At 34.1% G+C, this 25,771-nt stretch carries 20 protein-coding genes; 7 read left to right on the top strand and 13 right to left on the bottom strand.

Features of this window, described 5'->3' with window-relative positions:
- Positions 1-149 precede the first annotated feature (149 nt).
- The 4 genes from B0A68_RS22785 (at position 150) to B0A68_RS22770 (ending at position 2,866) form a co-directional block, all read left to right on the top strand.
- The gene (locus tag B0A68_RS22785) at positions 150-1,400 is read left to right on the top strand and encodes a dihydroorotase (protein ID WP_035683861.1); all 1,251 of its coding nucleotides are present in this window, start codon (positions 150-152) and stop codon (positions 1,398-1,400) included.
- A 4-nt stretch (positions 1,401-1,404) separates the two neighbouring features.
- The gene (locus B0A68_RS22780) at positions 1,405-1,731 is read left to right on the top strand and encodes a membrane protein (RefSeq protein WP_035683864.1); all 327 of its coding nucleotides are present in this window, start codon (positions 1,405-1,407) and stop codon (positions 1,729-1,731) included.
- Between the two features lie 125 nt (positions 1,732-1,856).
- The gene (locus tag B0A68_RS22775) at positions 1,857-2,501 is read left to right on the top strand and encodes an alpha/beta hydrolase (RefSeq protein WP_035683867.1); all 645 of its coding nucleotides are present in this window, start codon (positions 1,857-1,859) and stop codon (positions 2,499-2,501) included.
- Positions 2,502-2,614: 113 nt separating this feature from the next.
- Positions 2,615-2,866, top strand: a complete 252-nt coding sequence (locus tag B0A68_RS22770) for a hypothetical protein (RefSeq protein WP_123947540.1) — start codon at positions 2,615-2,617, stop codon at positions 2,864-2,866.
- A gap of 76 nt (positions 2,867-2,942) precedes the next feature.
- Here B0A68_RS22770 and B0A68_RS22765 read toward each other — a convergent pair whose 3' ends face one another.
- Genes B0A68_RS22765 through B0A68_RS22755 form a run of 3 tightly spaced genes read right to left on the bottom strand, consistent with a single transcriptional unit; the run spans position 2,943 to position 4,694 of the window.
- Positions 2,943-3,368: a hypothetical protein gene (locus tag B0A68_RS22765; RefSeq protein WP_240475242.1), complete on the bottom strand. Its 426-nt coding sequence runs from the start codon at positions 3,366-3,368 to the stop codon at positions 2,943-2,945.
- Positions 3,369-3,412: 44 nt separating this feature from the next.
- Positions 3,413-3,916, bottom strand: a complete 504-nt coding sequence (locus B0A68_RS22760; protein ID WP_035683875.1) for a hypothetical protein — start codon at positions 3,914-3,916, stop codon at positions 3,413-3,415.
- A gap of 13 nt (positions 3,917-3,929) precedes the next feature.
- The gene (locus B0A68_RS22755) at positions 3,930-4,694 is read right to left on the bottom strand and encodes an MBL fold metallo-hydrolase (RefSeq protein ID WP_035683878.1); all 765 of its coding nucleotides are present in this window, start codon (positions 4,692-4,694) and stop codon (positions 3,930-3,932) included.
- Positions 4,695-4,784: 90 nt separating this feature from the next.
- Between B0A68_RS22755 and B0A68_RS22750 the strand changes: the two genes are divergently transcribed.
- Positions 4,785-6,245 (top strand): TonB-dependent receptor, encoded by a 1,461-nt coding sequence (locus B0A68_RS22750; protein WP_035683881.1) that lies wholly within the window; start codon positions 4,785-4,787, stop codon positions 6,243-6,245.
- A 241-nt stretch (positions 6,246-6,486) separates the two neighbouring features.
- On the opposite strand, the gene bcp is transcribed toward B0A68_RS22750, so the two are convergent.
- Positions 6,487-6,939, bottom strand: a complete 453-nt coding sequence (gene bcp, locus B0A68_RS22745; protein WP_035683884.1) for a thioredoxin-dependent thiol peroxidase — start codon at positions 6,937-6,939, stop codon at positions 6,487-6,489.
- 259 nt (positions 6,940-7,198) lie between these two features.
- Between bcp and B0A68_RS22740 the strand changes: the two genes are divergently transcribed.
- A complete protein-coding gene (locus tag B0A68_RS22740) occupies positions 7,199-7,849 on the top strand; it encodes an endonuclease III domain-containing protein (protein WP_035683888.1) in 651 nt (216 codons plus the stop codon).
- A 102-nt stretch (positions 7,850-7,951) separates the two neighbouring features.
- On the opposite strand, the gene B0A68_RS22735 is transcribed toward B0A68_RS22740, so the two are convergent.
- The 9 genes from B0A68_RS22735 to B0A68_RS22700 all read right to left on the bottom strand — a co-directional run bounded on the left by B0A68_RS22735 (position 7,952) and on the right by B0A68_RS22700 (position 22,673).
- Positions 7,952-9,013, bottom strand: a complete 1,062-nt coding sequence (locus tag B0A68_RS22735; protein ID WP_035683891.1) for a tetratricopeptide repeat protein — start codon at positions 9,011-9,013, stop codon at positions 7,952-7,954.
- Between the two features lie 806 nt (positions 9,014-9,819).
- Positions 9,820-9,963: a hypothetical protein gene (locus B0A68_RS24575; protein ID WP_165571330.1), complete on the bottom strand. Its 144-nt coding sequence runs from the start codon at positions 9,961-9,963 to the stop codon at positions 9,820-9,822.
- A gap of 51 nt (positions 9,964-10,014) precedes the next feature.
- Positions 10,015-10,599, bottom strand: a complete 585-nt coding sequence (locus B0A68_RS22730) for an RNA polymerase sigma factor (RefSeq protein ID WP_035683894.1) — start codon at positions 10,597-10,599, stop codon at positions 10,015-10,017.
- A 325-nt stretch (positions 10,600-10,924) separates the two neighbouring features.
- Positions 10,925-11,683, bottom strand: a complete 759-nt coding sequence (locus tag B0A68_RS22725; RefSeq protein WP_035683897.1) for a glycoside hydrolase family 16 protein — start codon at positions 11,681-11,683, stop codon at positions 10,925-10,927.
- A gap of 70 nt (positions 11,684-11,753) precedes the next feature.
- Entirely contained in the window at positions 11,754-13,415 is a 1,662-nt protein-coding gene (locus B0A68_RS22720) for a family 16 glycosylhydrolase (protein ID WP_035683901.1), read from the bottom strand.
- An 11-nt stretch (positions 13,416-13,426) separates the two neighbouring features.
- The gene (locus tag B0A68_RS22715) at positions 13,427-15,040 is read right to left on the bottom strand and encodes a hypothetical protein (protein WP_035683904.1); all 1,614 of its coding nucleotides are present in this window, start codon (positions 15,038-15,040) and stop codon (positions 13,427-13,429) included.
- 12 nt (positions 15,041-15,052) lie between these two features.
- Complete coding sequence (locus tag B0A68_RS22710) at positions 15,053-16,552, bottom strand: RagB/SusD family nutrient uptake outer membrane protein (RefSeq protein ID WP_035683906.1); 1,500 nt, start codon at positions 16,550-16,552, stop codon at positions 15,053-15,055.
- Positions 16,553-16,563: 11 nt separating this feature from the next.
- Positions 16,564-19,629: a SusC/RagA family TonB-linked outer membrane protein gene (locus B0A68_RS22705; RefSeq protein ID WP_035683908.1), complete on the bottom strand. Its 3,066-nt coding sequence runs from the start codon at positions 19,627-19,629 to the stop codon at positions 16,564-16,566.
- A 242-nt stretch (positions 19,630-19,871) separates the two neighbouring features.
- On the bottom strand, positions 19,872-22,673 hold the full coding sequence (locus B0A68_RS22700) for a helix-turn-helix and ligand-binding sensor domain-containing protein (RefSeq protein WP_051892552.1): 2,802 nt from the start codon (positions 22,671-22,673) through the stop codon (positions 19,872-19,874).
- Between the two features lie 196 nt (positions 22,674-22,869).
- Between B0A68_RS22700 and uvrA the strand changes: the two genes are divergently transcribed.
- Positions 22,870-25,665, top strand: a complete 2,796-nt coding sequence (gene uvrA, locus B0A68_RS22695; protein WP_035683910.1) for an excinuclease ABC subunit UvrA — start codon at positions 22,870-22,872, stop codon at positions 25,663-25,665.
- Positions 25,666-25,771 lie beyond the last annotated feature (106 nt).

Genomic DNA, 25,771 nt, shown 5'->3' with positions numbered 1-25,771 from the left:
ACTTAAAAAAGGAGTTTCATTAACTAAAAAATCACATAGCTATGTGTAAATGATGTGTCATTTATTTTTACCTCAGATAAATAAAGGAGAAATCTATGTTTCTATGTGTTTAAAAATTAGACTTTCATTTAAAATAAATATATCTACATATGAAAATAATCATCAAGAGCGCCAAAATTATAGACTCAAAAAGTCCGTTTCATAATCAGACCGTTGATCTTTTAATTGCAGATGGTTTAATAGAAAAAATAGGAGTTTCACTTCCTAATGATGATGCAGCGATAGTACGATTTGATGATCTTCATGTTTCTCAAGGCTGGTTTGACAGCAGTGTTTCTCTTGGAGAACCAGGTTATGAAGACAGAGAAACTATTGCAAATGGATTAAATGTTGCTGCAAAAAGCGGTTTCACTGCAATTGCTTTACAACCTAACTCCTTCCCTATTATTGATAATCAGTCTCAGGTAAATTTTGTAAAAAATAAAGCAAACGGTTTTGCAGCAGAAATTTTTCCAATTGGCGCTTTAACAAAAGCCAGCGAAGGAAAAGATATGGCAGAGCTTTACGATATGAAAAAAGCAGGAGCTATTGCTTTTGGAGATTATAACAAAAGTATCGACAATGCAAACCTCGTAAAAATTGCTTTGCAGTATGTTCAGGATTTTGACGGATTAGTGATTGCTTATTCGCAAGATCCTAACATAAAAGGAAACGGCGTTGCCAATGAAGGAATTGTTTCTACAAGACTAGGCTTGAAAGGAATTCCAAATTTAGCAGAAGAACTTCAAATCTCAAGAAACTTATTTTTATTAGAATATACGGGAGGTAAACTACATATTCCCACTATTTCTACAGCAAAATCCGTTCAATTAATAAGAGAAGCCAAGGAAAAAGGTTTAAATGTAACGACGAGTGCTTCTGTACATCATTTGGTTTTAACCGATGAAAAATTGGACGGTTTTGATACTCGCTTTAAAGTAACGCCGCCATTGAGAACAGAAGTAGACAGGCAGGCTTTATTAAACGGAATTGCTGACGGAACTATAGATATAATTACATCAGACCATAATCCGATTGATATTGAATTCAAAAAAATGGAATTTGATACCGCTAAAAATGGAACAATTGGTTTAGAAAGTGCTTTTGGAGCTTTATTAACAGTTTTACCTCTTGAAACTATAGTTGCAAAATTAACTGCAGGAAGAGCTATTTTTGGTCTCGAAAATAATACAATTGAAGAAGGTGCAAAAGCCAATTTTACTTTTTTTACACCAGAAGGAAAATCAACTTTTACGAAAGAAAATATCCTTTCAAAATCTAAAAATTCTGCTTTTTTAGGAACTGAAATTAAAGGTTCGGTTTATGGAATTTTAAATCAAAATCAACTTGTCACAAAATAATACAATGAACAACACAATCGAAGAAGGAAAATCTATCGCTATTACAAGTTATATTTTAATTATTGGCGTTTTGATTGCCATGAGCATGAATTCTGAGAACAAAAACAGTTTTGCTTCTTTTCATATCCGTCAGGCTTTAGGATTGTCTTTAACCTTCATTTCTTTCGGAGCAATTATCAGCAATTTTGACAGTTTTTTCATCACTTTTCCGATGTGGATCTGTATTTCGATTCTTTGGACATATGGAATTTTCACAGCTATTCAAGGCCAAATGAAACCAATTCCCTTAGTTGGAGGACTGTTTCAAAAATGGTTTAAAAGCATCGGATAAATTTTAAAAATTCCAATTTTTAAGTTCCAAATTCCAAACTGAAAATATCAAAAACTTTGTCAAAGTTTGAAACTTTGACAAAGTGGAAAATTCACAATTCACAACTTACAATTCACCATTAAAAAATGAATCTATCTTTAGAATATAAAATACAAGAACCAAAAGTTATCTTAGAAAAAAATCCTGTTTTGCTTTTATTGCACGGATACGGAAGCAACGAAGCCGATTTATTTTCGTTTGCTACAGAACTTCCAGATAATTACTATATAATCTCTGCCAGAGCACCTTATGATTTACAATATGGAGCTTATGCGTGGTATGCAATCAATTTTGATGCAGATCAGAATAAATTTTCTGATAATGATCAGGCCAGAACTTCTAGAGATGCAATCGCTTCTTTTGTAGATGAATTAGTTGCAAATTATCCTATTGATGCAAACAACGTAACTCTGATTGGTTTTAGTCAAGGTTCAATTTTAAGTTATTCCGTTGCGCTTTCTTACCCAGAAAAAATTCAGAGAGTTGTAGCAATGAGCGGTTATTTTAATGAAGAAATCATCAAAGAAGGCTTTGAGAAAAACGACTTCAAAAATCTTAAAATATTTGCATCACACGGAACTGTAGATCAGGTTATTCCTATTGAATGGGCTAGAAAAACTCCTGCAATATTAGAAAAATTAAACATTCCGGTTACTTACAAAGAATACCCTGTTGGTCACGGCGTTGCACCGCAGAATTTCTTTGATTTTAAGAATTGGCTGGTTTTGTAATTTAAAAGAAATATATTTAGATCATGTGGTCTGACCAATATCATTATTTCAATATTTATTATGACGAAGAATTAAGCGTAAAAGTTAAAACTTCTGAAGTAAGAGAATTTCTATTGTCTTTAAAAGAATTAAAACAAAAATCAGATTTTACATTTATCAATCAAACAGATTTTCCTTTTACTGAAATTATATTATTAAATGCTAAAAGTTTGAACAGTTGGTCAACAAAAGATGTAAATAAAAATGAAACCAATTTGCTAAGCATTGTTTGTGAGAAAGGAAAGCAAGAAAGTCTTGAGAAATTAAAAACAACCTTCAGTAAAATTAGAAAATTTCTTAATTGGCAATTTATTGAAGAAGATTAGAAAAATGAATAGAAAAACGAATAGAAAAGGCGAGAAAAATTTCTCGCCTTTTGATTTTGTAAATTAGAATTTATATCTATTTCCCGGTATAAATAATCTTTCCGTCTTTTTTCAGAACATAACCTTTCCAGGGAATTAATTCTAGATTATCTTTTTTCCAAGAATCTCCTTCAGACTTTCTTTCTAAAATGATCGATTCTTTTTGAGTATCTAAGAAAAGTTCGGCTTTGTTTCCATCAAAAATTACGTAAGATGCGGTTGTGTACGTTTTTCCATCGTCATAATGCGACAGTTTTGTTCCTTCAAAAATTCGAATACATTCTTTTTTTAGTGTTGACCAATTGTATCCAGCCGAAGCTTTACAACCATGAGAATCAGGATCTCCGCCCACCGAAACTTCTTTTTTTGGTTCTTCAGAAGTTTTACTTACATTTTCCTGAGAAACTTTTTTGGCGCAAGAAAACGTGCTTGCAATAATCAAAAACAAAAACATCTTTTTCATAATCCTATTAAATTTAATGGTCAAAAAAAATAGGATTAAAAATCCTATTTTTGATATAACCAAGTTTGATTTACTTCAAAGGTAATATTATCATCATTATCAACAAAGAATTTTAACAAGACTTCTCCCCACATTTCTCCATTACTGTAATCTGCAATGATCCAGCGGTGGTTTAAGATTTTTACTTTGTTAATGATAAATTTGTTTGGGCCAATTTGATCTTGTCCTGTGTATGGATTCCCTTTTGGATTTGCATTAAAATCTAATAATTTTTCTGTGACAACCGGAATTAACTTTTCGAATAAAATTACTTTTCCTCCAGAGGCACTGTTATCAAAGTAATTCTGTGCATTCTCATTATGTTCCAGAGAAAAATAATCTGCATCTGCCAGCTTTGCAGTAACTAAATTGATGCTGTCTCTTAATTTCTTTGTCGTTTTCTCATATCTTTCTTCCCCAAATTTTACTTCTCGGCTGTAAAACATATAAGTAAAAACATTCATTAATATCGCAAGGATAAAAAGATAAAGCATTAAGGATTTTTTCATTTTGTGGTATAAATTAAATTGTAATTTCTAAGTTGTCATAGGCCAGAAATACGTTTTCCGGAAGTTGCTTTTGAACTTCTTCATGAAAACCTAAAACATGACTAATATGGGTTAAATAAGCTTTTTCCGGTTTTACCAGATTTATAAAATCTAAAGCTTCCTGCAGACTAAAATGAGTGTCGTGAGGTTCTACACGCAGCGCATTTATCACCAAAACCTTTAGACCTTTGAGTTTATTAGTTTCAGCTTGTTCGATTGTTTTTACATCGGTTAAATAAGCAAAGTCTTCAATTCTATACCCAAAAACCTGCAAATCTCCGTGCATTGCATTTACCGGAACTGCCATTTTATCTCCCACAGCAAAAGGATGATTGTTTTTTACTTCGATTGTTTTTACACTCGGAGCTCCAGGATATTTATTTACAGTTTCGAAAACATACTCAAAACGGCGTTTCAAATTATCAATAACGCGCTGATGTGCATATACGGGAATTTCGCCCTGCCTAAAATTAAACGGACGTATATCGTCTAAACCCGCAGTGTGATCTGCATGCTCATGCGTGAATAAAATAGCATCAAGTTTTCTGCATCCGCAAGAAAGCATCTGCTGTCTGAAATCCGGACCGCAATCTATGACATAGGAGTGCTCATCCCATGTAATCCAGATAGATACGCGGAGTCTTTTGTCTTTAACATCAGTGCTTTTGCAAACAGGATGATCAATGCCGATAATTGGGATACCTTGAGAAGTACCAGTACCTAAAAAATAGATCTTCAATTGGAGTTAATTTTTTTACAAAAATAGGATTATTTCTCTTTCATTAGAAGCCTAATTTGCTAACTTTGTAACAAATCTATTTAAAATAAAATGGGTACAGAAATAAAACTCAAAGGTGACAAGGTCATCGAACAGATTCCTTCTATAAAAGACAAAGCGTTACGCATTAATTTAAACGAGAATATTTACGGAACATTTGCTGAAATTGGTGCTGGACAAGAAACAGTTAGGCATTTTTTTAGATCCGGAGGTTCATCGGGAACAATTGCAAAAGCTATGTCTGCCTATGACAAAGATTTTAGTGATGCCGTTTACGGAATTGAAGGCGACGGAAGATACGTAACTGAAAACCGTCTCAAAAAGATGCTAACCTTTGAAGGGGAATTGATCGAAGAGCGTTTGAGCCGAGAAAAACATCCAAACAAACTTTTCTTTAGTTACGCCAACACTGTTGCAACAATAGATTTTGCAAAACAATTTAAAGGTCACGGCTGGGTTGGAATCCGATACCAAATTGAACCAGACGAAGCTTACAACGAAATTATTCTTCATATTCGTTTTAAGGAAACTGACGCAAGATTACAACAGGAAACACTCGGAATTTTAGGTGTAAACTTAATTTACGGTGCTTTTTACAAATACAACGATCCAAAACGATTACTTCGTTATTTATACGATCACTTAGACAAAGACCAGCTGGAAATTGACACTATTAACTTCTCGGGACCTCGTTTTGCAGATGTTGATAATCGTTTAATGAGTTTGCAATTGGTTAAAAACGGGATGACCGATGCCGTTATGTTTAATCCTGAAGGAAAAAACATTCTGCCGGCGGCCATTTTATACAAAAAAAACCTTTTGGCTTTAAGAGGAAGTTTTCGTCCTGTTACGAAAGTAAACATGGATATGTACGAGAAATCGTTAAAAATGTTTCTCGAAGAAAATAAGGTTGAAAAAGATAATACACTAGTTGTATTTGAAATCACACTTTCTAACCTTCGTTCTGATGGTGAAATTGATGAACGTGATTTTATGGACAGAGCGGAATTACTTTGTTCATTAGGCCAAACCGTAATGATTTCTAACTTTCAGGAATACTATAAAGTTGTTGAATATTTTGCCAACTATACCAAAGCACGTATGGGATTAGCAATGGGTGTAAACAATCTTGTAGATATTTTTGATGAGAAATATTACCGCCATTTGAGTGGTGGAATTCTTGAAGCTTTTGGGAAATTATTCTACCGCGATATGAAAGTTTTCTTATATCCGATGCTGGATGAAGATGGCGTTCTTATGAATTCAAGCAACTTAAAAGTACATCCTAGAATGAAAGAATTGTACAAATTCTTTAAATTTAACGGAAAAGTGGTTGACGTTGCAGATTACGACCCAAATAATTTAGAGGTTTTCTCTCGCGAAGTTTTAAAAATGATTAATCAGGGAACACCAGGATGGGAACCAATGCTGCCTCCAGGTATTCCAGAAATTATAAAAGAACATCACCTTTTTGGTTATCATCCGGAAAAGGTTCTGAATCAAACAAATTAAGCATAATAAAAAAAGTCCTAAGGGACTTTTTTTTTGTTTCATATTTCGCGAAATCAATAAAAATTTTACCGCAAAGCACGCTAAGTTTTTTTTACTTAAGGTTTATAAAAAAAAAAATTCGCAAAGCTTGTATTGATTAAGCTTTGCGAACTTTGCGTATTGTAAATGCTTTGTATATTAAAATCTTAGCGCACTTTGCGGTAAAATCACAAGTCATGGCATCAACTTGAAGCAAAAAAAATTATTTCAAAATCTGAGCTGCGTGTTCTTTTGTTTTTACTTTTTCGATTACTTCCTCTATGATTCCTTTTTCGTCAATTACAAATGTAGTTCTGTGAATTCCGTCGTATTCTTTTCCCATAAACTTTTTAGGTCCCCAAACGCCAAAAGCACTAATTACAGATTTATCTTCGTCTGCAAGTAAAGGAAAAGGGAATTCGTATTTATCTTTAAATTTTAACTGCGCTTTCTGGCTGTCGGCACTAACTCCTAAAAGTTCGTAATCATTTGCTTTAAAGCGTTCAAAATTATCTCTTAAATCGCAGGCTTCAGCTGTACAACCAGGCGTACTTGCTTTTGGATAAAAGAAAACTACTAATTTTTTCCCTGCATAATCTGCTAGTTTATGTGTTATTCCGTCTTGATCGATTCCTGAAAAATCTGGTGCTTTATCCCCTTTTTTTAATGTTGTCATATATTTTGATTTGTTAGATTGTTAGACTTCTTAGATTATATATTTTTGGAAGATATTTTAAAAAAATTATTTCATGCCCCAGATTGCAGTGAAAACCCCGGAGTTGTGGTAGTTTACATTTTTTGTATTTAAAAAGCGACCGGAGGAAGCTCTTTTAAATACTTAAAAATGTTACTAACACAATGAGGAGTTGAAACGAAAAGCTGGATTAGGCACATCATTAAAATTATGCTATTTTTACGACTCTAAAAATACGGAAATGAATAAAGAAGCTCGCGTACAATTTGTTATAAATACGTTAAAAGAACTCTACCCTACTATACCGATCCCGCTTGACCACAAAGATCCCTACACCTTATTAATCGCCGTTTTATTGTCTGCTCAATGCACAGATGTACGTGTAAACCAAATTACACCGCTGCTTTTTGCAAAGGCTGACAATCCTTATGACATGGTTAAAATGTCTGTAGAGGAAATCAAAGAAATTATTCGCCCCTGCGGATTATCTCCAATGAAATCAAAAGGAATTCATGGTTTGTCTGAAATATTAATTGATAAATATAATGGAGAAGTACCGCAAAGTTTTGAGGCACTGGAGGCTTTACCTGCCGTAGGTCATAAAACTGCAAGCGTTGTAATGTCTCAGGCATTTGGTGTGCCTGCTTTTCCGGTAGATACGCATATTCATAGATTGATGTACAGATGGAATCTTTCGAATGGAAAAAATGTGGTTCAGACAGAAAAAGATGCTAAAAGATTATTTCCGAAAAATACATGGAATGACCTGCATCTTCAGATGATTTGGTACGGACGTGAATATTCGCCTGCACGCGGCTGGAGTTTGGAGAAAGACATTATTACCAGAACTATTGGCAAAAAATCGATTATTGAGGAAATGACTAAAGCTTAGATTATACAGTCAGAACTCTAAAAAAAACTGTTTACAAATTGTAAACAGTTTTTTTATTTATACAAAATCTAAGTTGCTTTTTAAAACCTCAACAATTTAGTTTTACAGTTTTGCTTTCAGCGAATTATATTCTGCTGTCATATCCAAAGATCTGTAAACACCTAAAAGTGTTTTAGTTACTTCTTCATTTTTAGGTTCGATATCCAGTGCTTTTTTAAGATATGGAATAGCGCTTTTTACGATATCATCTTTTCTTGCATTCAATTTATCGTATTCCTGCATTTCACTTTTTGAAGTACCAAGAGCAGCAATCTTTTCTGAAATTTGTTTCTTAAGCTGTAATTTTAAATAAGCGAGATTAATATAAGCGTCAATACAATTAGGATCTATATCTAAAATGCTATTGTAAGATGCTTCTGCTTTTATGAAATCATTTTTTTCAAGATAAGAATAAGACAGGTTTTTGTAAACTTCCATCTTTTTAGAAGGAACAGATTCGGTTCTTGGCTTTTCATAAAGTCCAAGCTGAATCCCAGATTCTCTCGCTTTTGGAGAAATAAACGAATCTTCTTCTTTTGTTTTTTTATTTATTGCGTAATAAATAACGCCTTTTCCTGAATAGTTAAGTTTCTTCAACTGTTCGTAATACTTAATTGAAGAGTCATAATCTTTTGCATTTATTGCAGCAGATGCGGCGTTAAATAAGTTTAGAGTATCTTTTTTATCAAACAAATAAACTTCATAACTTTTGGCAGCACTTTCCTTAAATTTACCAGCCTGAAAATCAACTATTGCACCATTGACAAGTTTAGATTTCATGTCTTTTAATGCTGCAGTTGCTTTTATAGAAGATTTGAATTTTCCAGATTCATTCTCGTACAAAAGTACATCCTGATAGGATTGAGATGCTAAAGAGAAATTATTAGCGGCATCAATATTTTTTACAGCTAAGTCTTTTAATACATTCCCTTTCAGAAAATAAAAATCAGATTTACTTTCGTCTGGTGCATTAATAATAAGATATTCTGTTTTATTTAAGATCTGAATAGCTTCTTCAGATTTGCCTTTATCATAAAGGGATTGTGCTTCTTTAATCTGCGCATTTTGCGAATACGCTCCAACACTTATCAATACTATTGATAATATTATAAATTTTACTTTCATATTAGATTAGGTTTGATTATTAAATAGATTTTGGGCATTATCTTTTTAAACAATTTCAGCTCCTTTATGAGATATTTTTAGGGTTTTACTCATAGTAGCTTAAAATCGTATCTTTTTGAATATTACATATTCAAAAATTCATCAAACTGAACTAAATTAATTGGGTAGTTTTTTGTCATAGTAATTTATTTTATTGGTTAAACTCTGGTTCTTTACTTTATAATCACATCTATGAAAAAATACTTTTTTAACAGTTTTTCAAACATAAAAAGTATAACATATTCGATTTCATTAAAAACAATACATCGTTTGATGAAAACAACTGATTATTTTTAACTAAAATAAAATTAAAAACTGAATACACAAATTAAATAACAGCAATTCTTTGTGAAATCCTTAACATTCAGTTAAAGTAAATAATACCTTATAATTAAAAACAAATTATAAAAGTTATTTACTACAAAAAAATAACACTTTTACTTAGTCAATCATGTGGAATAAATACTAGAAACTGTGGAGCTGTAAAATTAATAATGAATTTAACCGCAAAGTGCGCTAGGATTTTTTATAGGAAGAGTTTGAAAAAAAAAACATAAAGTTCGTAAAGCTTTGTGTTGGTTTAGCTTTGCGAACTTGTATTTTTGATGCGTAAAGTAAAACTAAACCTTAGCGTACTTTGCGGTTAAGGGGAAATTTAAAATAATAAAAAAACTCACTACCAGTATTTTAATACCGATAGTGAGTTTTCAACCAAAACGACCATTTGGTTTTTCGAAATAAACATCCGACAAAAGTAGTGGGCCTGTTTAATTAGCTATAATTTCAAAACTTTTTTCTTCAATTTTCACAATTGTTAATGCTTGTGAATAATTAAGCAAAAAAGAAACGACTTCTTTTTTGGGTTTTAAATCTTTAGAAGCTAATGCTTTTTTAGAGTAAATTTTCGCCATACTTTTAAAATGTTTTTATACTAGTATAACGAGCAATAACTTAAAATAGTATTAGTTGGTTAAAATAATTTGATGTTTATCTATTATTTTTCTCAAATTCATTAATGCATAACGCATTCTTCCCAGCGCTGTGTTGATGCTGACACCGGTAATCTCTGATATTTCTTTGAAACTCATATCTTGATACATACGCATTACCAGCACTTCTTTTTGATCACTTGGAAGCTCTTCTATGATTTTTTTTAGATCAACTTCGACCTGATCAACAATCATTTTGTTTTCGATTGTTAGGGAATCATCTGACATGATAGAGAAAATAGAAAACTCTTCGGTTTCTCTGTACATTGGCATTTTTTTGGTTTTACGGAAATGATCTACGATCAAATTATGAGAAATACGCATAACCCAAGGCAGAAATTTACCTTCCTCATTATAGGAATTGCTTTTTAAAGTTTTAATTACTTTTATAAAAGTATCTTGAAAAATATCATTTGAAATATCTCTATCAGCAATCTTAGAATATATAAAACCATATATCTTAGACTCATGCCTTTTTATCAATGTCGACAAGGCACTTTCGTTACCTTCAACATAGTTTCTAACCAATAGAGCGTCTGGAATATGCAGATCAGCCATAATACTACTTTTTTAGTTTTTATTTAAAATTTGGAGTAATTTTTCTAAAAAGTAGTTTTATATAATAGGCGTGTCTTTTGAGTTGTGTTAATATTGTGACCAAATTTAACAAAATATTGTTTTAAAAAGCAAATAAATTGAGGAATAATTCATAATAAAATTTAAATTAATCTCAACTAAACTTAAACTTTACATTAAAAATATTAAAAATCTTCAATTTTTAATAGATTTTCAGTTGAAAAAAGGAGACATAAACAACTTAAAGTTAAACTGTTAAGTTATTTATATCTTTCTTATAGTTGTTATTCGTGAATAAATTATTTTATTACTGATAAACTCTAACGTAATCAATAAAATATTTTTGAGGAAATACTTTATCATCAACTTCCGGGCCTCCAAAATTTCCTCCGACTGCTAGATTTACAATAATATAAAATGGCTTATTAAAAGGCCAGGTATCGTCATTTTTTACTGGCGGATTAAAAGTATATACCAAAGTTTTATCTACATAAAAATCGATTTTATCTTTGTCCCATTCAATTGCGTATATATGATATCCTTTTTCAATATCCGGAAAAGGTGTTCTTTTTGTATTAATGGTATTTCCGTGGCTGTCTTGTGTATGCAGTGTTGTGTATACCATATGCGGATCTCTTCCTATATACTCTAAAATATCTATTTCTCCTGTTTTTGGCCATTTTACCTCATCAATATTGGCTCCTAACATCCAGAATGCAGGCCATAAACCATGACCAACAGGCAGTTTTGCCCTTGCTTCGATTCGGCCGTATAAAAATTCTTTTTTTTCTTTTGTGGTAATTTTGGTCGAAGTGTATTTTTCGCCTTCTTTTCGGGCTTCAATAACTAAATTTCCGTCTTTAAATTCGTGATTATTTGTGGTGTAAATCTGCCTTTCATTATTTCCCCACCCGCAAAGATTTGGGCATCCGTCGCCAAGCTCAAAATTCCACACAGATTCGTTTAGCGTATTTTTATTAAAGTTTTCTTCCCAAACGAGTTTTCTCTTTATTTTTTGGGCAAAGCAAAAACTGCTGATCATTATTAGTATAAATATTTTTTTCATAATATAATTTACATTGCTAAATTAAGAAGGCCAGCCTAAACTGACCTTCTTGTTTACTAATTAATATAACCTATTGATAGACTCTTACATAATCAATCTCCATAGAAGATTGTGTAAAAGCAGCATCAATATTTCCTCCAAAATTTCCTCCCATTGCTACATTCAAAATTAAGAAAAAGTCTTTATTGAAAGGTAAAGCCGCATCATTAGGCACCGAATGTATTAGCTCTTCGTCTACATATATTTTTACTGATGACGGACTCCAGACTGTTTTATAAACATGGAATTCTGTGGATACATTCGGAATTGTTTTTGAACCTGAATTCGCACTTCCGCCAGAATGTCCGGGATAATGAAGCGTTCCGTGAATTAAGTTCTGGCTGTTACCTACATGTTCCATAATATCTATTTCTCCGCATGCCGGCCACATATTAGTAGCATAATTTGCTCCAAGCATCCAGATAGCCGGCCAGGTTCCGCCTCCAATTGGCAGTTTTGCACGTACCTCAACTTTTCCGTACGTGAATGCATATTTGCCTTCTGATTTTAGTCTTGCCGAAGAGTAATCTGCTCCTCCAGAAGCTTCTTTTTTTGCTGTGATTTTTAAGTTTCCTCCTTGTACCACAACATTTGCTGTCGCATTGGTATAATTTTGTTTCTCATTATTTCCCCAGCCATTATCTCCTCTTCCTAAATCATACACCCATTTAGCAGCGTCTGGCGGTCCATCTGTATTAAACTCGTCTGACCAGACTAATTTTGTATAATCTACAGTTGGATTTTGAGTAGGTTTTGTAGTTGTAAAAGTGTGGTACCAAGCCAATGCCGGATTACCGCCCATTACGGCTCTAACAGTCATTCTATTTTCGGTTATGGATAGAATTTCATAAGAACTCTGCCCTATATAATACCCCATAAATCCGCCGTCTGAGAAGTTCATTGTTGTTCCTCTGGTCTGTTCAGCATGTTTAGGATTTGCCATTATCACAGACTCTGACGGACTTAAGGATACGGTTTTAACACCGCCTGCATTATAGGCCAAACAGGCATCAGAACCAGAACTTCCTCCTCCTACGCTTTCAAAAGCCGCATTAAAGAAAGTTGCTCCGCCATTGTCTAATTCGTATTTTAATTGATCTCCAGCGACAGAGAAAGTTAGAACGTTGTCGTACAAACAGCTGCTTGACGGCGAGTTTGCTTTCTCAAAAGCACCCGCCTGATAATAATTTCCGTAGAAGTTTTTAGTGGCATCACTATCATTTTGACCAACTCCTAAATGTCCTGGTTCAGATGCTGACCAATACCATTTTTTAGAAGAACCGCCGGTTAAAAACTGAACCGCCTGAGGATCGCTGAAATCACTCTGCACTACAACATCTATTGTTGTATTGGTTACAACACCTCCTTTTCCGGATGCAATTACTGTTACTGTATAAGTATTAACTCCTGTTTTGGTAAATCTTTTTGTGATTTTACCATTTGGAGCATTATCAGATGTTCCGTCACTATATACATATTTATAGGAAATTGCATGATCTGCTGCTGCTGTAAATTTTACTGTTCCCGAACCGTCTCCGTTTGGCTCAGCAATTGTTTTACCCACAATCTCTGCTGTTACTGTAAGATTTGAAGGAGAATCTATTGATCCGAAAGTATAATCATCTTTCTGACAACCGGTCATCAAGAGAATCGTAAACAAGGATACTATTTTTATAATGATTTTTCTGCTCATGATTTCTTGTTTTAATTGGATTGTTTTATATCATCAAAATAATAATTTTCTCCTGCTCCGGTTACTCCAAAATCCGGGAAAAGAATTATTCTGTCATACTTAATACTGGTACTAAAACCAGCAGCTGTGGTTAGATCAAATGTTAATACCTGCCATGCATTTGCCACAGTTGTGGTTGCATGTACTTCTATATTGACACTTGGATTTCCATTACCATCTTTTGGAGATGTTGAAAGTTCCATTTTGTATAATATATCTGCACCAGCTTTAGGCGACCAAACGGCGACTTTTACGGTAGTTCCTTTAGAAAAATCTGGTGTGCTTTCGAGATTTAAACTTGCTCCAGACCATGTTTCTGCTCCTGATTTTTTCTCCAATTTAACCACTTTTTCCGATACATTTAATCCAGTTTTATATGGATTTGTTACTACCGAAGAGTTAATATTTCCAAAACCAGACCATGCAAAAGTCAAAGCAGAAGACTCAAAATCAAGAGGCAGTGCGACTGCAACAGCAGGCGCTTTATAAAAATAAATATTATCTATAAATACAGTTCCTGCAGCCCAAGGTGTTCCAACAAATTTAAGCTGGTAAATATCGGCAACTGTAAATCCGGTCTGACTTGTAAATGCCGAAATCGGAATGTCTATACTGGTCCATTGGTTGGCTGTAAGATTTTTTACAACTGGTCTTTCTCCATTTGATTTACTGATCAGTGAAGTTTCAAGTTTTTCTACATCTGGAGTCCAAACGTCCATATGAAGGTATTCCATTCCCGAAACATCAATGGTTACATTATCTGCCAAAGCAATTCCCTGATAACTCAATTTAATATAGTTGAGCATTTTATCTCCATTCAAATCAAATTCTGCCCAGCTGCTTCCTTGTCCTCCCTGACTCCAATCTGGAAAATAATTGGTTCCCGCCACATTCGTATATTTAGAACCATAGATAGAAATTACATCTCCCGGCTGTCTGTTTGGCGGCGCCGCTGCAGACGATGTCGGACTTACAATTACAACTGCAGTAACTTGTGCTGTGTATTCTGTAGTTTTTACTGCTGCGCTTTTAGAAACAACTCTAATCGTATACACACCAGCATCTTTATAAGTATAAGAAACAGATTCGCCGTTGTTTGCCGAAATAGGATCCGGCTTTCCTGCTTCTCCAAAATAAACATCGTAAAACAAAGCAAAATCTGCTGTTGCTTTTACTGTTACTTTTTTAGAAACAGATAAATCAGTCGTAATAGTTACTACTAAATTTTCTGGCGCTTTAAAAGAAACTACCACATTCTGCTCTACTTCGGTTGTTTTTCCGTTTACGGCTACTCCAATAATTTTAGATTTGTAAACACCTTCTTTGTAAGTGTGCACTACATTTCCTCCTGCCGTGATATAATCAGATTCAGGACTTCCGTCTCCAAAATTTATTTTGTACTGTGTTACTCCTTCACCTTTAGGTATAAAAGTTACTTTTCCGGTATTGTCTTGTGTGACAGTAGTAAGCGCCGAAATGTTAGCCGGAGTTGCAATACTATCTAAATCAACATCCAGACTGTCGCTTGAGCAGCCAATAAGCAGTGCTAAAACGAAAAGATTTATAATAAAATGTACTTTTTTCATAATTGATGTTTTTTAATATCCAGGATTTTGCTGCCAGTTTCCGTTAGAAAATTGAATTTCTTCGATCGGAAGCGGAAATAATTCATTTTTATTTGCTTTAAAACCAGGTATTGTTCCCACTGCTTTTCCTGTTCTGACTAAATCGAAAAAACGATGTCCTTCTCCAAAAAGTTCTAGTCTTCTTTCGGCTAAAATAAAATCGGTAAGAGCTGCGCCGCCAACAGAAACATCATGATTATTGTCTCCAAAAGCGCGTCTTCTAACCTGATTAAGATATTCTCTGGCCTTTCCGTCGTCTACACCTCCTCTATTGTACGCTTCTGCAGCCATCAATAACACATCGGCATAACGAATCGATCTATAATTATTTGGATTGGTTAGGTTTAAATCTCCCGCTGCTTCAGCGCTTCTTTTACGAGGCAGGTATTTTCTGTTAAAGTAACCTGTATCTTCATTTCCTTTTCCGTATTTCACACCAGCTCCATTATCAAAAGATGAATTTGCTGCTGCCCAGGCTGCAATATCAAGAATTGCAACATCTTTACGTTTATCTCCGGTCTGGAAAGCGTCTGCAGATTCTTTTGTTGGAATATTAAAACTAAATCCAGAAGAAAAAAGAGGACCTGAATAATTTCTAACACCGCTAAAACCTACAGCAACATTTCCTTCACTGCATTGCAAACATTCAAATCCTGCACCTTCAATATCGGTGTACTGCACTTCAAAAACAGATTCTGGTCCGTTTTCTCCGGCCATCTCAAACATTGTATCGTAATTGCTTACTAAAGAATAGGAACCTGTAGAGATTAAGCTTTGTAGAGTACTTGCAGCCTGCGTAAATTTTCCCTGATACAAATATGCTTTTCCAAGTAATGCCTGGGCTGCGCCTTTTGTAGCTCTTCCTTTTTGAGAAGCAATTGGAGATAAATTTTGTACCGCAAAGTTTAAATCGGCCTCGATAGATGCATAAACATCTGCGGCAGAAGAACGCGGTATTGTTGTTTCATCTCCAATTTTAAACCTAGCATCGCCTTTCATCGGGATACCACCAAACCATTTTACTAACTCAAACTGGTAGTAAGCTCTAAGAAAACGTGTTTCGGCTATTAGCTGTGTTTTTCCTGAAAAATCGGTTTTACCCTGAAATTCAAGAATATAATTTGCTCTCTGAACTCCTGCAAACATCCAGTTCCAGATATCTCTCAGATTACTGTTTGTAGGCGTATGAATCATATCGTCTATTTGCTGAAAACCAATAACGTCTGTTGGACTTTCTCCGCCGCAGAGTGTATTATCTGATGCCATTTCTCCTAATAAAACATTTACATATGAAGATTGAAGTAAGTCGTAAGCTGCAACCAGTGCATTATCATAATCTGCTTTAGAGTTAAAATAATTCTCAGAATCAATAGAATATGCAGGAACGGGATCAACAAATTCGTCTGAACAGGAAGTCGTTACAGTCGAAAGTACTGTTATCGCTATAAAAGTTGTAATAAAATATTTTTTCATTTTAATTGAAATTAAAAATTAATGTTTAAGCCCAATAAATAGGTTCTTGGTACTGGATAAAACCCATAATCAATTCCAGAGCCAATAGGAGATCGCGATATTCCGTCCTGATTTTGAGGTCCTGCAGAAGCTCCCGGATCAAAACCTTTATATTTGGTAAATGTGTAGAGATTATTTACACCTGCGTAAAGTCTTAATTTAGTTATTCCAGCTTTCTGACTTACATTTGGATTTAAGGTATAGCCAATCTGCACATTTTGAATTCTAACATAAGAAGCGTCTTCTACAAAATATGTAGATAAAACATTATTTGACGTTGCCCCTGTTGTCACTCGTGGAGTGGAGTTACTTGTTCCTTCTCCTGTCCATCTGTCTAAAACATAGTTTAAACGATTGGCGTCTGAAAGTGTTCTTTCGTAATTACGAACCATATCGTTTCCGACAGAAGCAAATGTGAAAACAGCAAAATCTAAATTTTTATAATTCATCTGCAAATTGAATCCCATTGTTGCCTCCGGAATTGCATCTCCAATATTTGTTTTATCTTTAGTATCTATTACACCGTCGCCGTTTACGTCTGCATAACGAATATCACCAGGCGCAGCATTTGCTCCTAAAGCTAATTGTGACGGATGTGCATCGATTTCGGCTTGATTCTGAAAAATTCCATCGGCTTTGTAACCGTAAAAATATCCAATTGGCTGTCCTACCTGCATACGTGCTGCTGCCGGCTGTCCAACTCCAAAAGAGCCGCCTTCCAGAAAACCAGTTCCGTTATTTACTTCTAACACTTCATTTTTAAGGAAAGTTACATTGTAACCTAAACTCATAGAAAACGAATCTGAAAGCTTTTCTTTGTAGTCTATAGCAAACTCAAAACCAGAGTTTCTAACTGTTCCTGCGTTTAAAGTTGGTGAACTTGCGCCCGGAGCACCCGTCCCTGTGATTCCTGAAACCGGAATATTCGGAATCAATAAATCTTTTCTTGTATCTATAAAATAATCTGCTACCAGAAATATTTTGTTATTCAGTAATTTGATATCCAAACCAACATCAAATTTTTCAGCATCTTCCCATTTCAAATTCGGATTTGGTACTTGTCCGGTAGCGGTTCCGTTTACTAAAGTTCCGTCAAATATATAAGTTGCCTCACCGCTCAAAAGTCCGATATAACCATAATTTGGTATTTGATCGTTTCCTAATGTACCGTAACTCGCTCTTAATTTTAAGAAATTTAGAAATTTAGAATCTCCAAAAAAGCCTTCATCAGAAATAACCCATCCTCCTGTTACCGACGGGAAATAACCTACTTTATTTCCTGGCCCAAATCTCGTAGAAGAATCACGTCTGATCATGGCAGAGAAAAGATATTTTCCTTTGTAATCGTATTGCAATCTTCCAAAATAAGAAAGCCTTCTCTGGTCATAATTATAAGAAGTGTTGGTAAGTGTTTCTGAAATTCCTTTGGTCAAAGAAATATCGGCGTACTCCCAGGAATTATTTGGAACATCAAAACCAGTTGCAGAAAGACTGTTGCCAAATTCTTTAAAAATTGTAGTACCAATAGTTCCTTCAAGTTTGTGGTCTTCTCCAAATTTAGTTTCATAAGTTCCGTAAAGGTCAAACGAATAATTATTATCGTTTACTGCCTTTTGCGTTACCGAACTTCTTTGTACATCAAATACTTTTCCGCCGTAGCTGATTTGTTTTGCAAAAGTTCTGGACTCGCTGTTAGAGGTATTAAAACCAATAGCACTCGCAAGTGTAAATCCTTTAAAAATTTTATAATCTAAACCGAAGTTTCCGTTTACCTTTTTATAATTATAATCGTTATAGCTATTTTCTATCTGTGCCAGCGGATTTATAATTTCTGTCCCTAAACCTGTTGTACTGGGTACAAGAGTCAGATTTCCGTCAGCACCATAAGGATTAAGTGTTGCCGGAACGTTCAGAGCATTAAACAATACAGATCCAAGCCCGTTTTCGTTTAATGTTTTTCTGGTAAAATAGGTGTAAATAACATTTGTTTTTAACTTAATTTTCTCGCTTAAATCAACACCTAATCCAACTCTGGCTGTATTTCTCAAAAATCCTGATTTGTCTCCGCCAATAATTCCTTCCTGATCCAAATGCGAACCGCTTACCGAATAAGTCATTTTCTCAGATCCGCCAGAAATTGTCAAATCATTATTGATGATCGGAACACCTTTATTAAAAACTTCATCCTGCCAGTTCGTTCCTTTTCCTAATCCGCTTACATTTGGATAAGGAAGCGCTCTGCCTCCATTGGCATAACTTTCATTTAATAAAAGTGCATATTCAGTAGCATTTAGAGTTGGTAATTTTCTAGTTGTTTCCTGAAAACCCGTATAACTATTAAAAGAAACTCTTGTTTTAGAATTCTTTTTTCCCATTTTGGTCGTAACTAAAATAATTCCGTTTGCCGCAATCGTTCCGTAGATTGCTGCCTGAGCATCTTTTAAAACCGTAATCGTTTCAATATCATTTGGATTCAAAATTCCTAAATCTCCCACATATCCATCGATAATAACTGTTGGAGAATTTTGTCCGTTTGTTGCTATACCACGAATACGTATGTCTAGCGGCGCACCTGGCGAACCCGATTGTGTCGTAACATTTACTCCCGCAATTGTTCCCTGCAGTGCCTGCTCAATTCGAGCTGGTTTTAAAATATCAAGCGTTTTACTGTCCAGAACAGCTACTGAACCAGTAACTTCTCTCTTTTTTTGGCTTCCGTAACCAATAACTACAACTTCATCGAGCGATTTCGCATCTTCACTCATTTTTACAGTGATTTTAGCTGCGGTCACTTCAACTTCTTGTGTTCGAAAACCAATGTAACTTATAACGATTGTGGCTCCTTTAGAGAGGCCGGTTAACTTAAAAGATCCGTCGAAGTCTGTGGTTGTACTTTGCGACGAATTTTTAACTTTTACATTCACGCCCGGCAATGATAAGCCTGAGTCATCTAGTACGGTTCCTGTAACATCAATGTTCTGCGAAAACGCAAAAGATGTAAACAGTAACAATACCATTTGTAATAATTTAGATTTCATAATTAGTTAGTTTTTATTGAAAGATAAATTTATCGGATACAAATAAGAATACAACAAAATTAACCTCAACAAAAAACATACATCATAAAAAAACCATTCAAATAATGAACATTTAATAAAATATATCCTTGTATAGCTATAATCTGCGAATGTTAATTTCTTTAACAAATAATGTAAAAAAAACCCAACAAAAAGTTAATGTTGAGGTAATGTATAGTTATTTTGAGTGATTTTTTACTGTACTATACATCCAAAATATATTCTACTAAACCGATTTCGTGCTGTAAATCCATTTTTTTGCGCAGGCGGTATCTTTTTATTTCTACACTTCGTACTGATATATTAAATAAAGGTGCAATTTCTTTTGACGAAAGGTTCAATCTCAGATAAGCACAAAGTCTTAAATCGTTTGGAGTAAGCAGCGGATGCAGTTGTTTTATTCTTTTAAGAAAGTCTTTGTCTGCATTATCAAACGCTTCTTTAAATACTTTCCAGGAATCTTCTTCGGTTATGTTTTTGTTTATGGTGCTAATAACAGATTTAATATTACTGCTGTCATTTTGGTTCGTTTTTTTAAGATCTTCTTTTATAAAAGCCAGTAATTCGTTTTTGCTATTAAGACTCATTGTAGAAACGGCGAGTTCCCGATTTTTGTTATCTACATCAAGCGAAAGCTGTTCGTTTCTTAATTTCATTAATTGCTGTTCATTTTCGAGTTCTTTAATTTCCAGCAGCAAATTGTTTTCTTCAATTAATTTTTCCTCTTGCTTGCGATAAAAATTATGATACGCTTTATTTATAAAATAAGCTCCAGCAACCATTAAAAGTAAATAAACCAGCCATGCCAGATTGGTTAAGTACCAAGGTTTAAGAACCACAAAAGTGTAAACAGCAGTATTTTGCAAAATTGTATTGGCATATTTCGCGCGTACTTTAAAAGTATATTTTCCGGGCGAAAGATTTTTAAATCCTGCCGTTGCTTTTGTACTCCACTCACTCCATTCATTCTGAAAACCTTCCAGCAGATATTGATATTCAGAATTAATGTATTTATTATATTCCGGCACTGTATAGTTTAAAGTAATGTTATTTGTATTGGCATGAAAACTCCCTTCATTGGCAATTTCGACTTGCTGCGGTACTTCATTTTGTTTATTAGCCGTAACATCTGTAATAAAAACAGTGTAATTTTTAAAACTTAAATCATCTATATTCAACGTATAATATCCATCGGTTGTACCAATCAGATAAGTTGATTTTGAAATTTGAGTTATATTCTCAAATCCCTGCATAGAATTCGTCAGCGAGGACGGAATCGGGATTACATTCTGCTTTAACTGACTGCTTAATTTGCTTGCAGAAAAATAATGAATGTAATTTTTAGAAAAAAGCCATATTTTATTAGAATGATCTACAATAAGTTTACCTGAAGTATATTCGTCTTTTTCGAAAATAGAACTCAATAAAGCGTCTTTTTGAAATTGTTTCGATTTTGGATTTAATTTAAAAATCCCGCCTTTGTAAGCATAATATATTGAATTATTGAATTTAGTTAAACTTGCGTTTTTTCCTTTTAAAGGTGACTTATACGTATAAAACGCATCTGTTTTTACTAAATATTTATCTAGTTTCAACCTAAAAATTCCTTTGTATTCATGACTTACATAAACCTCGAGATTATTTGTTACTTCAAAATAACGAGAAGAATAATCAAATCCTCGAATCCTGTTCTTAAATACCCATTGATTGTTTATTTTTTCTAAAACCGAAAGTCCATAATAATTTCCCTGAATCAATTGATTTTTATTTCCTGGAACTGGCTCAAATTTCCAGCTTCCGGAAGCCGAAAAAATGCTTTTGGCCGCATCAGCAGTAATAATAAAAGTTCCCGAATCATGTCCGCAGAAAAGTGTATTATCGTATTCAAAAAGGGACCAGACCTGGCCTTTGGTTCCATTTATAAATTTAAACTCGTCACTGCTTTGGTTTCGTTTGCAAAATAGTCCCTGGTTTGTTCCTACATACAAGATTCTGTTAAAAACAGCAGAAGCATAAACAGTTCCTAAAACTCCAGTGTTATCTGTAAAACTATGCACAGGAGACTGAACATTGATACAATTAATTCCATTATCAAGTCCAGCCCACAAATTCTGGTCTGCATCCTCAAAAAGTGACAAAACAGTATTATTACTCAGTCCTTTGCTTTGTGAAATATGATATTTGAGTTTCCCTTTATCGGTCAGAATAAAAATTCCATTAGAAACAGTTCCTAAAGCCAGACTTCCGTCCTGCAAATGCTGGCTGCTATAAACAAAACCTGCTTTCAGCTGCGCATCAACATCGGTTGCAAAATGCGTTAGATTATTTCCAGCCAAAGTATAAATTCCCTCTAACTGCGTCTGAATCAACAAGTGGTCTTCTGTCGGAAAGACATTTACAATCGTAAATTTTTTAAGAATGGGATGATCTGATATTAATTTTGCTTTTCCGCTTTCTATTTCAAAAAGTCCTTCCTTTATAGTCTGAAAATAAATAGCATTTTTGGCAGCAAAAGATTTGATTACACCATTTTTGGGAGCAATGATTTTAAATTTTCCTGTTTTAGTATCGTAAATATAAATTCTATTTAAGGATTGAAATAAAATCCACTGATCGTATTTTAGAATATTCCAAAATTGTTCGTCATCCAAGATTTTATTTTTAATAGTATCGCTGAGCGAAGTATATTTTAGTTTTCCATTGGACTGTCTGGTCCAAAAGCCAAAATTCATATAACAGCCGGTGTAAATTTTGTTTCCAATTACTTTTACAGACCTTATAATTGTTTCATTTGGAGCTGGATAAAGCTGCCAGTTCGTTCCGTTATATTCCAAAAGACCTTCGTTATTCGCAAAATACATATAATTCTGAGCATCCTGAGAGATCATCCAGCTTTGGTTTCCGGCACCATATGCAGCAGAAGAATATTTTATTATGGGCGGAAACTCCTGCGAAAACAGTAAGTAATTTATTAAAAACAGCAGTAACGTAAATTTAGTTTTCAAATTTCTGGCAGTATTAATTTAATATTAAAACAGTTCTAAAATAGCTTATTTTATAATGATATGGTATTTTTTTAGCAAAAAAAATATCAATATCAAAAACAGTAGTTTTCCATGTTTAATTAGTTAAAATTTGGAACAATCTCATTAACAGAACTCAAATCAAAATTGATTACTTTTGTATAAATTGACTTTTTTTATGCAGATTGATCTTTCTACACTAGACCCAAAACATAATATTATAATTAAAGGCGCACAAGTACATAATTTAAAAAATGTAGATGTTGCCATTCCTAGAAACAAACTTGTTGTCGTTACAGGTCTCTCAGGATCAGGAAAATCGAGTTTGGCGTTTGATACTTTATATGCCGAAGGACAGCGTCGTTACGTAGAGAGCTTGTCGTCGTATGCGCGCCAGTTTTTGGGGCGTTTAGACAAACCAAAAGTAGAATACATTAAAGGAATTGCTCCGGCAATTGCCATTGAGCAAAAAGTAAATACAACCAATGCTCGTTCTACAGTGGGAACTTCGACAGAAATTTACGATTACATGAAACTTCTTTTTGCGAGAATTGGCCGTACATACTCGCCAGTTTCCGGACAAGAAGTTAAAAAAAATACCGTAACCGATGTTGTTTCAGACGTTAAGACTTTAGAATTAGACAGTAAATGGCTTTTACTCGCACCAATACACCTGGAAGAAGGACGTCAGCTGGAAGACAAGCTAAAAGTCCTTTTACAGCAAGGTTTTGCGCGTATTTTGGTTAATAATGAAATGATTCGTCTGGATGAGTTTGAAGATGCAAATCTTCATCAATTAGACAATAAAGATATTCTGCTGGTTATTGACAGAATTGTTGTTAAAGACGAAGAAGAATTTTATAACCGATTGGCAGATGCTGTACAAACTGCTTTTTTTGAAGGAAAAGGAATTTGTTACCTTCAAGAATTAAACTCAGATAAAAGATTTACTTATTCTAATAATTTTGAATTAGACGGCATTACGTTCTTAGAACCTAATGTTCATTTATTCAGCTTTAATAATCCTTATGGAGCATGCCCTGTTTGCGAAGGTTATGGAAACATAATTGGAATTGATGCTGATTTAGTGGTTCCTAACACTTCTTTATCTGTTTTTGAAAGCGCTATTTATCCCTGGAGAGGCGACACCATGAGCTGGTATAAAGATGAATTGGTAAAACATGCTTACAAATTTGATTTCCCTATTCATAAACCTTATTTTGAATTATCTGACGAGCAGAAAGATTTAGTCTGGAAGGGAAATCAGTATTTTCAAGGCCTTGACGGTTTCTTTAAAGAATTAGAAGAAAAAAATTATAAGATTCAGAACCGTGTCATGTTATCGCGCTACCGCGGAAAAACGAAATGTCATGCGTGTCGCGGAAAACGCTTGCGCGAAGAAGCTTCTTATGTAAAAATAAACGGAAAAACAGTTTCTGACTTAGTAGATTTACCCATCAAACATTTAGTTACTTTTTTTAAAAACATAGAATTAAATGTTTACGAAGAAAAGATCGCAAAACGTTTAATGATAGAAATAAACAATCGTTTGTCGTTTTTGACAGAAGTAGGTTTAGATTACCTTACGCTTAATCGAAATTCAGCAACACTTTCTGGAGGAGAATCGCAGCGTATTAATCTTGCCACTTCTCTTGGAAGCAGTTTAGTCGGTTCTATGTATATTTTGGACGAGCCTAGTATTGGTCTGCATCCAAAAGATTCAGAACGTCTGATAAAAGTATTGCTTTCGCTTCGTGATTTAGGAAATACTGTAATTGTGGTAGAACATGATGAAGATATCATGAAAGCTGCAGATATGATTATAGATATTGGTCCTGAGGCGGGTACTTATGGAGGACATTTAGTTGCTCAGGGAACTTATGATGAAATTTTAAAATCTGAATCGCTGACTGCTAAATATCTGAATGGAAATTTAGAAATTTCTGTTCCTAAAAAGAGACGAAAATTCAAAAACCACATTGATATTGTGGGTGCACGAGAAAATAATTTAAAAAATATCAATGTTACCTTCCCTCTTGATATTCTAACGGTTGTAACCGGAGTTTCTGGAAGTGGTAAAAGTACTTTGATCAAGAAAATCTTATTTCCTGCAATGCAGAAGAAATTGGAAAGCGCAGCAGAAAAAGCGGGTCAGTTTACTGAAATTAAAGGTTCTTTTTCTCAGATCAAGCATATTGAATATGTAGATCAGAATCCAATTGGTAGAAGTTCCCGATCTAACCCTGTAACTTATATCAAAGCATATGATGATATTCGTGATTTATACGCTAAAGAAAAACTATCGAAAATAAGAGGTTATCAGGCAAAACATTTTTCTTTTAATGTTGACGGAGGCCGATGCGAAACTTGTAAAGGAGAAGGCTCCATAAATGTAGAAATGGTGTTTATGGCCGATGTCCAGCTTCCGTGTGAAACTTGCGGCGGAAAACGATTTAAAAAAGAAATTCTCGAAATTAATTTTGACGACAAAAACATCAATGATATTCTAACCATGACTATTGATGACGCGATTGCTTTTTTCGAAAAAAATAAACAGACTAAAATTACTCAAAAGCTGCAGCCTCTGCAAGATGTTGGTTTGGGTTACGTACAATTAGGACAATCTTCTTCTACTCTTTCCGGTGGAGAGGCACAGCGTATTAAACTGGCGTCATTTTTAGTAAAAGGTGTCACAAAAGACAAAGCCTTATTTGTCTTTGATGAGCCTACAACAGGTCTGCATTTTCATGATATCAAAAAATTATTAGCTTCTTTTGATGCTTTAATAGAAAAAGGACATTCGATTATTGTAATTGAACACAACCTTGATCTTATAAAATGTGCGGACTGGATTATTGATTTAGGTCCGGAAGGAGGAGAAAACGGAGGTTATCTGCTGGCAGAAGGAACACCAGAAGATATTGTCAAAGTAAGTAAATCGGTTACAGGAGTGTATTTAAAAGACAAGCTTTAGGCTTTAGGCTTTAGGCTTTAGGCTTTAGGCTTTAGGCTTTAGGCTTTAGGCTTTAGGCTTTAAATAAAATCAGCCATATGTTTTCTACATATGGCTGATTTTATTT

Origin of the sequence: Flavobacterium reichenbachii, assembly GCF_002217435.1 — a bacterium.
GTDB classification, from domain to species: domain Bacteria; phylum Bacteroidota; class Bacteroidia; order Flavobacteriales; family Flavobacteriaceae; genus Flavobacterium; species Flavobacterium reichenbachii.
The sequence above is the reverse complement of the archived record's forward strand: the minus strand, read 5'-3'. Positions and strand labels throughout refer to the sequence as shown.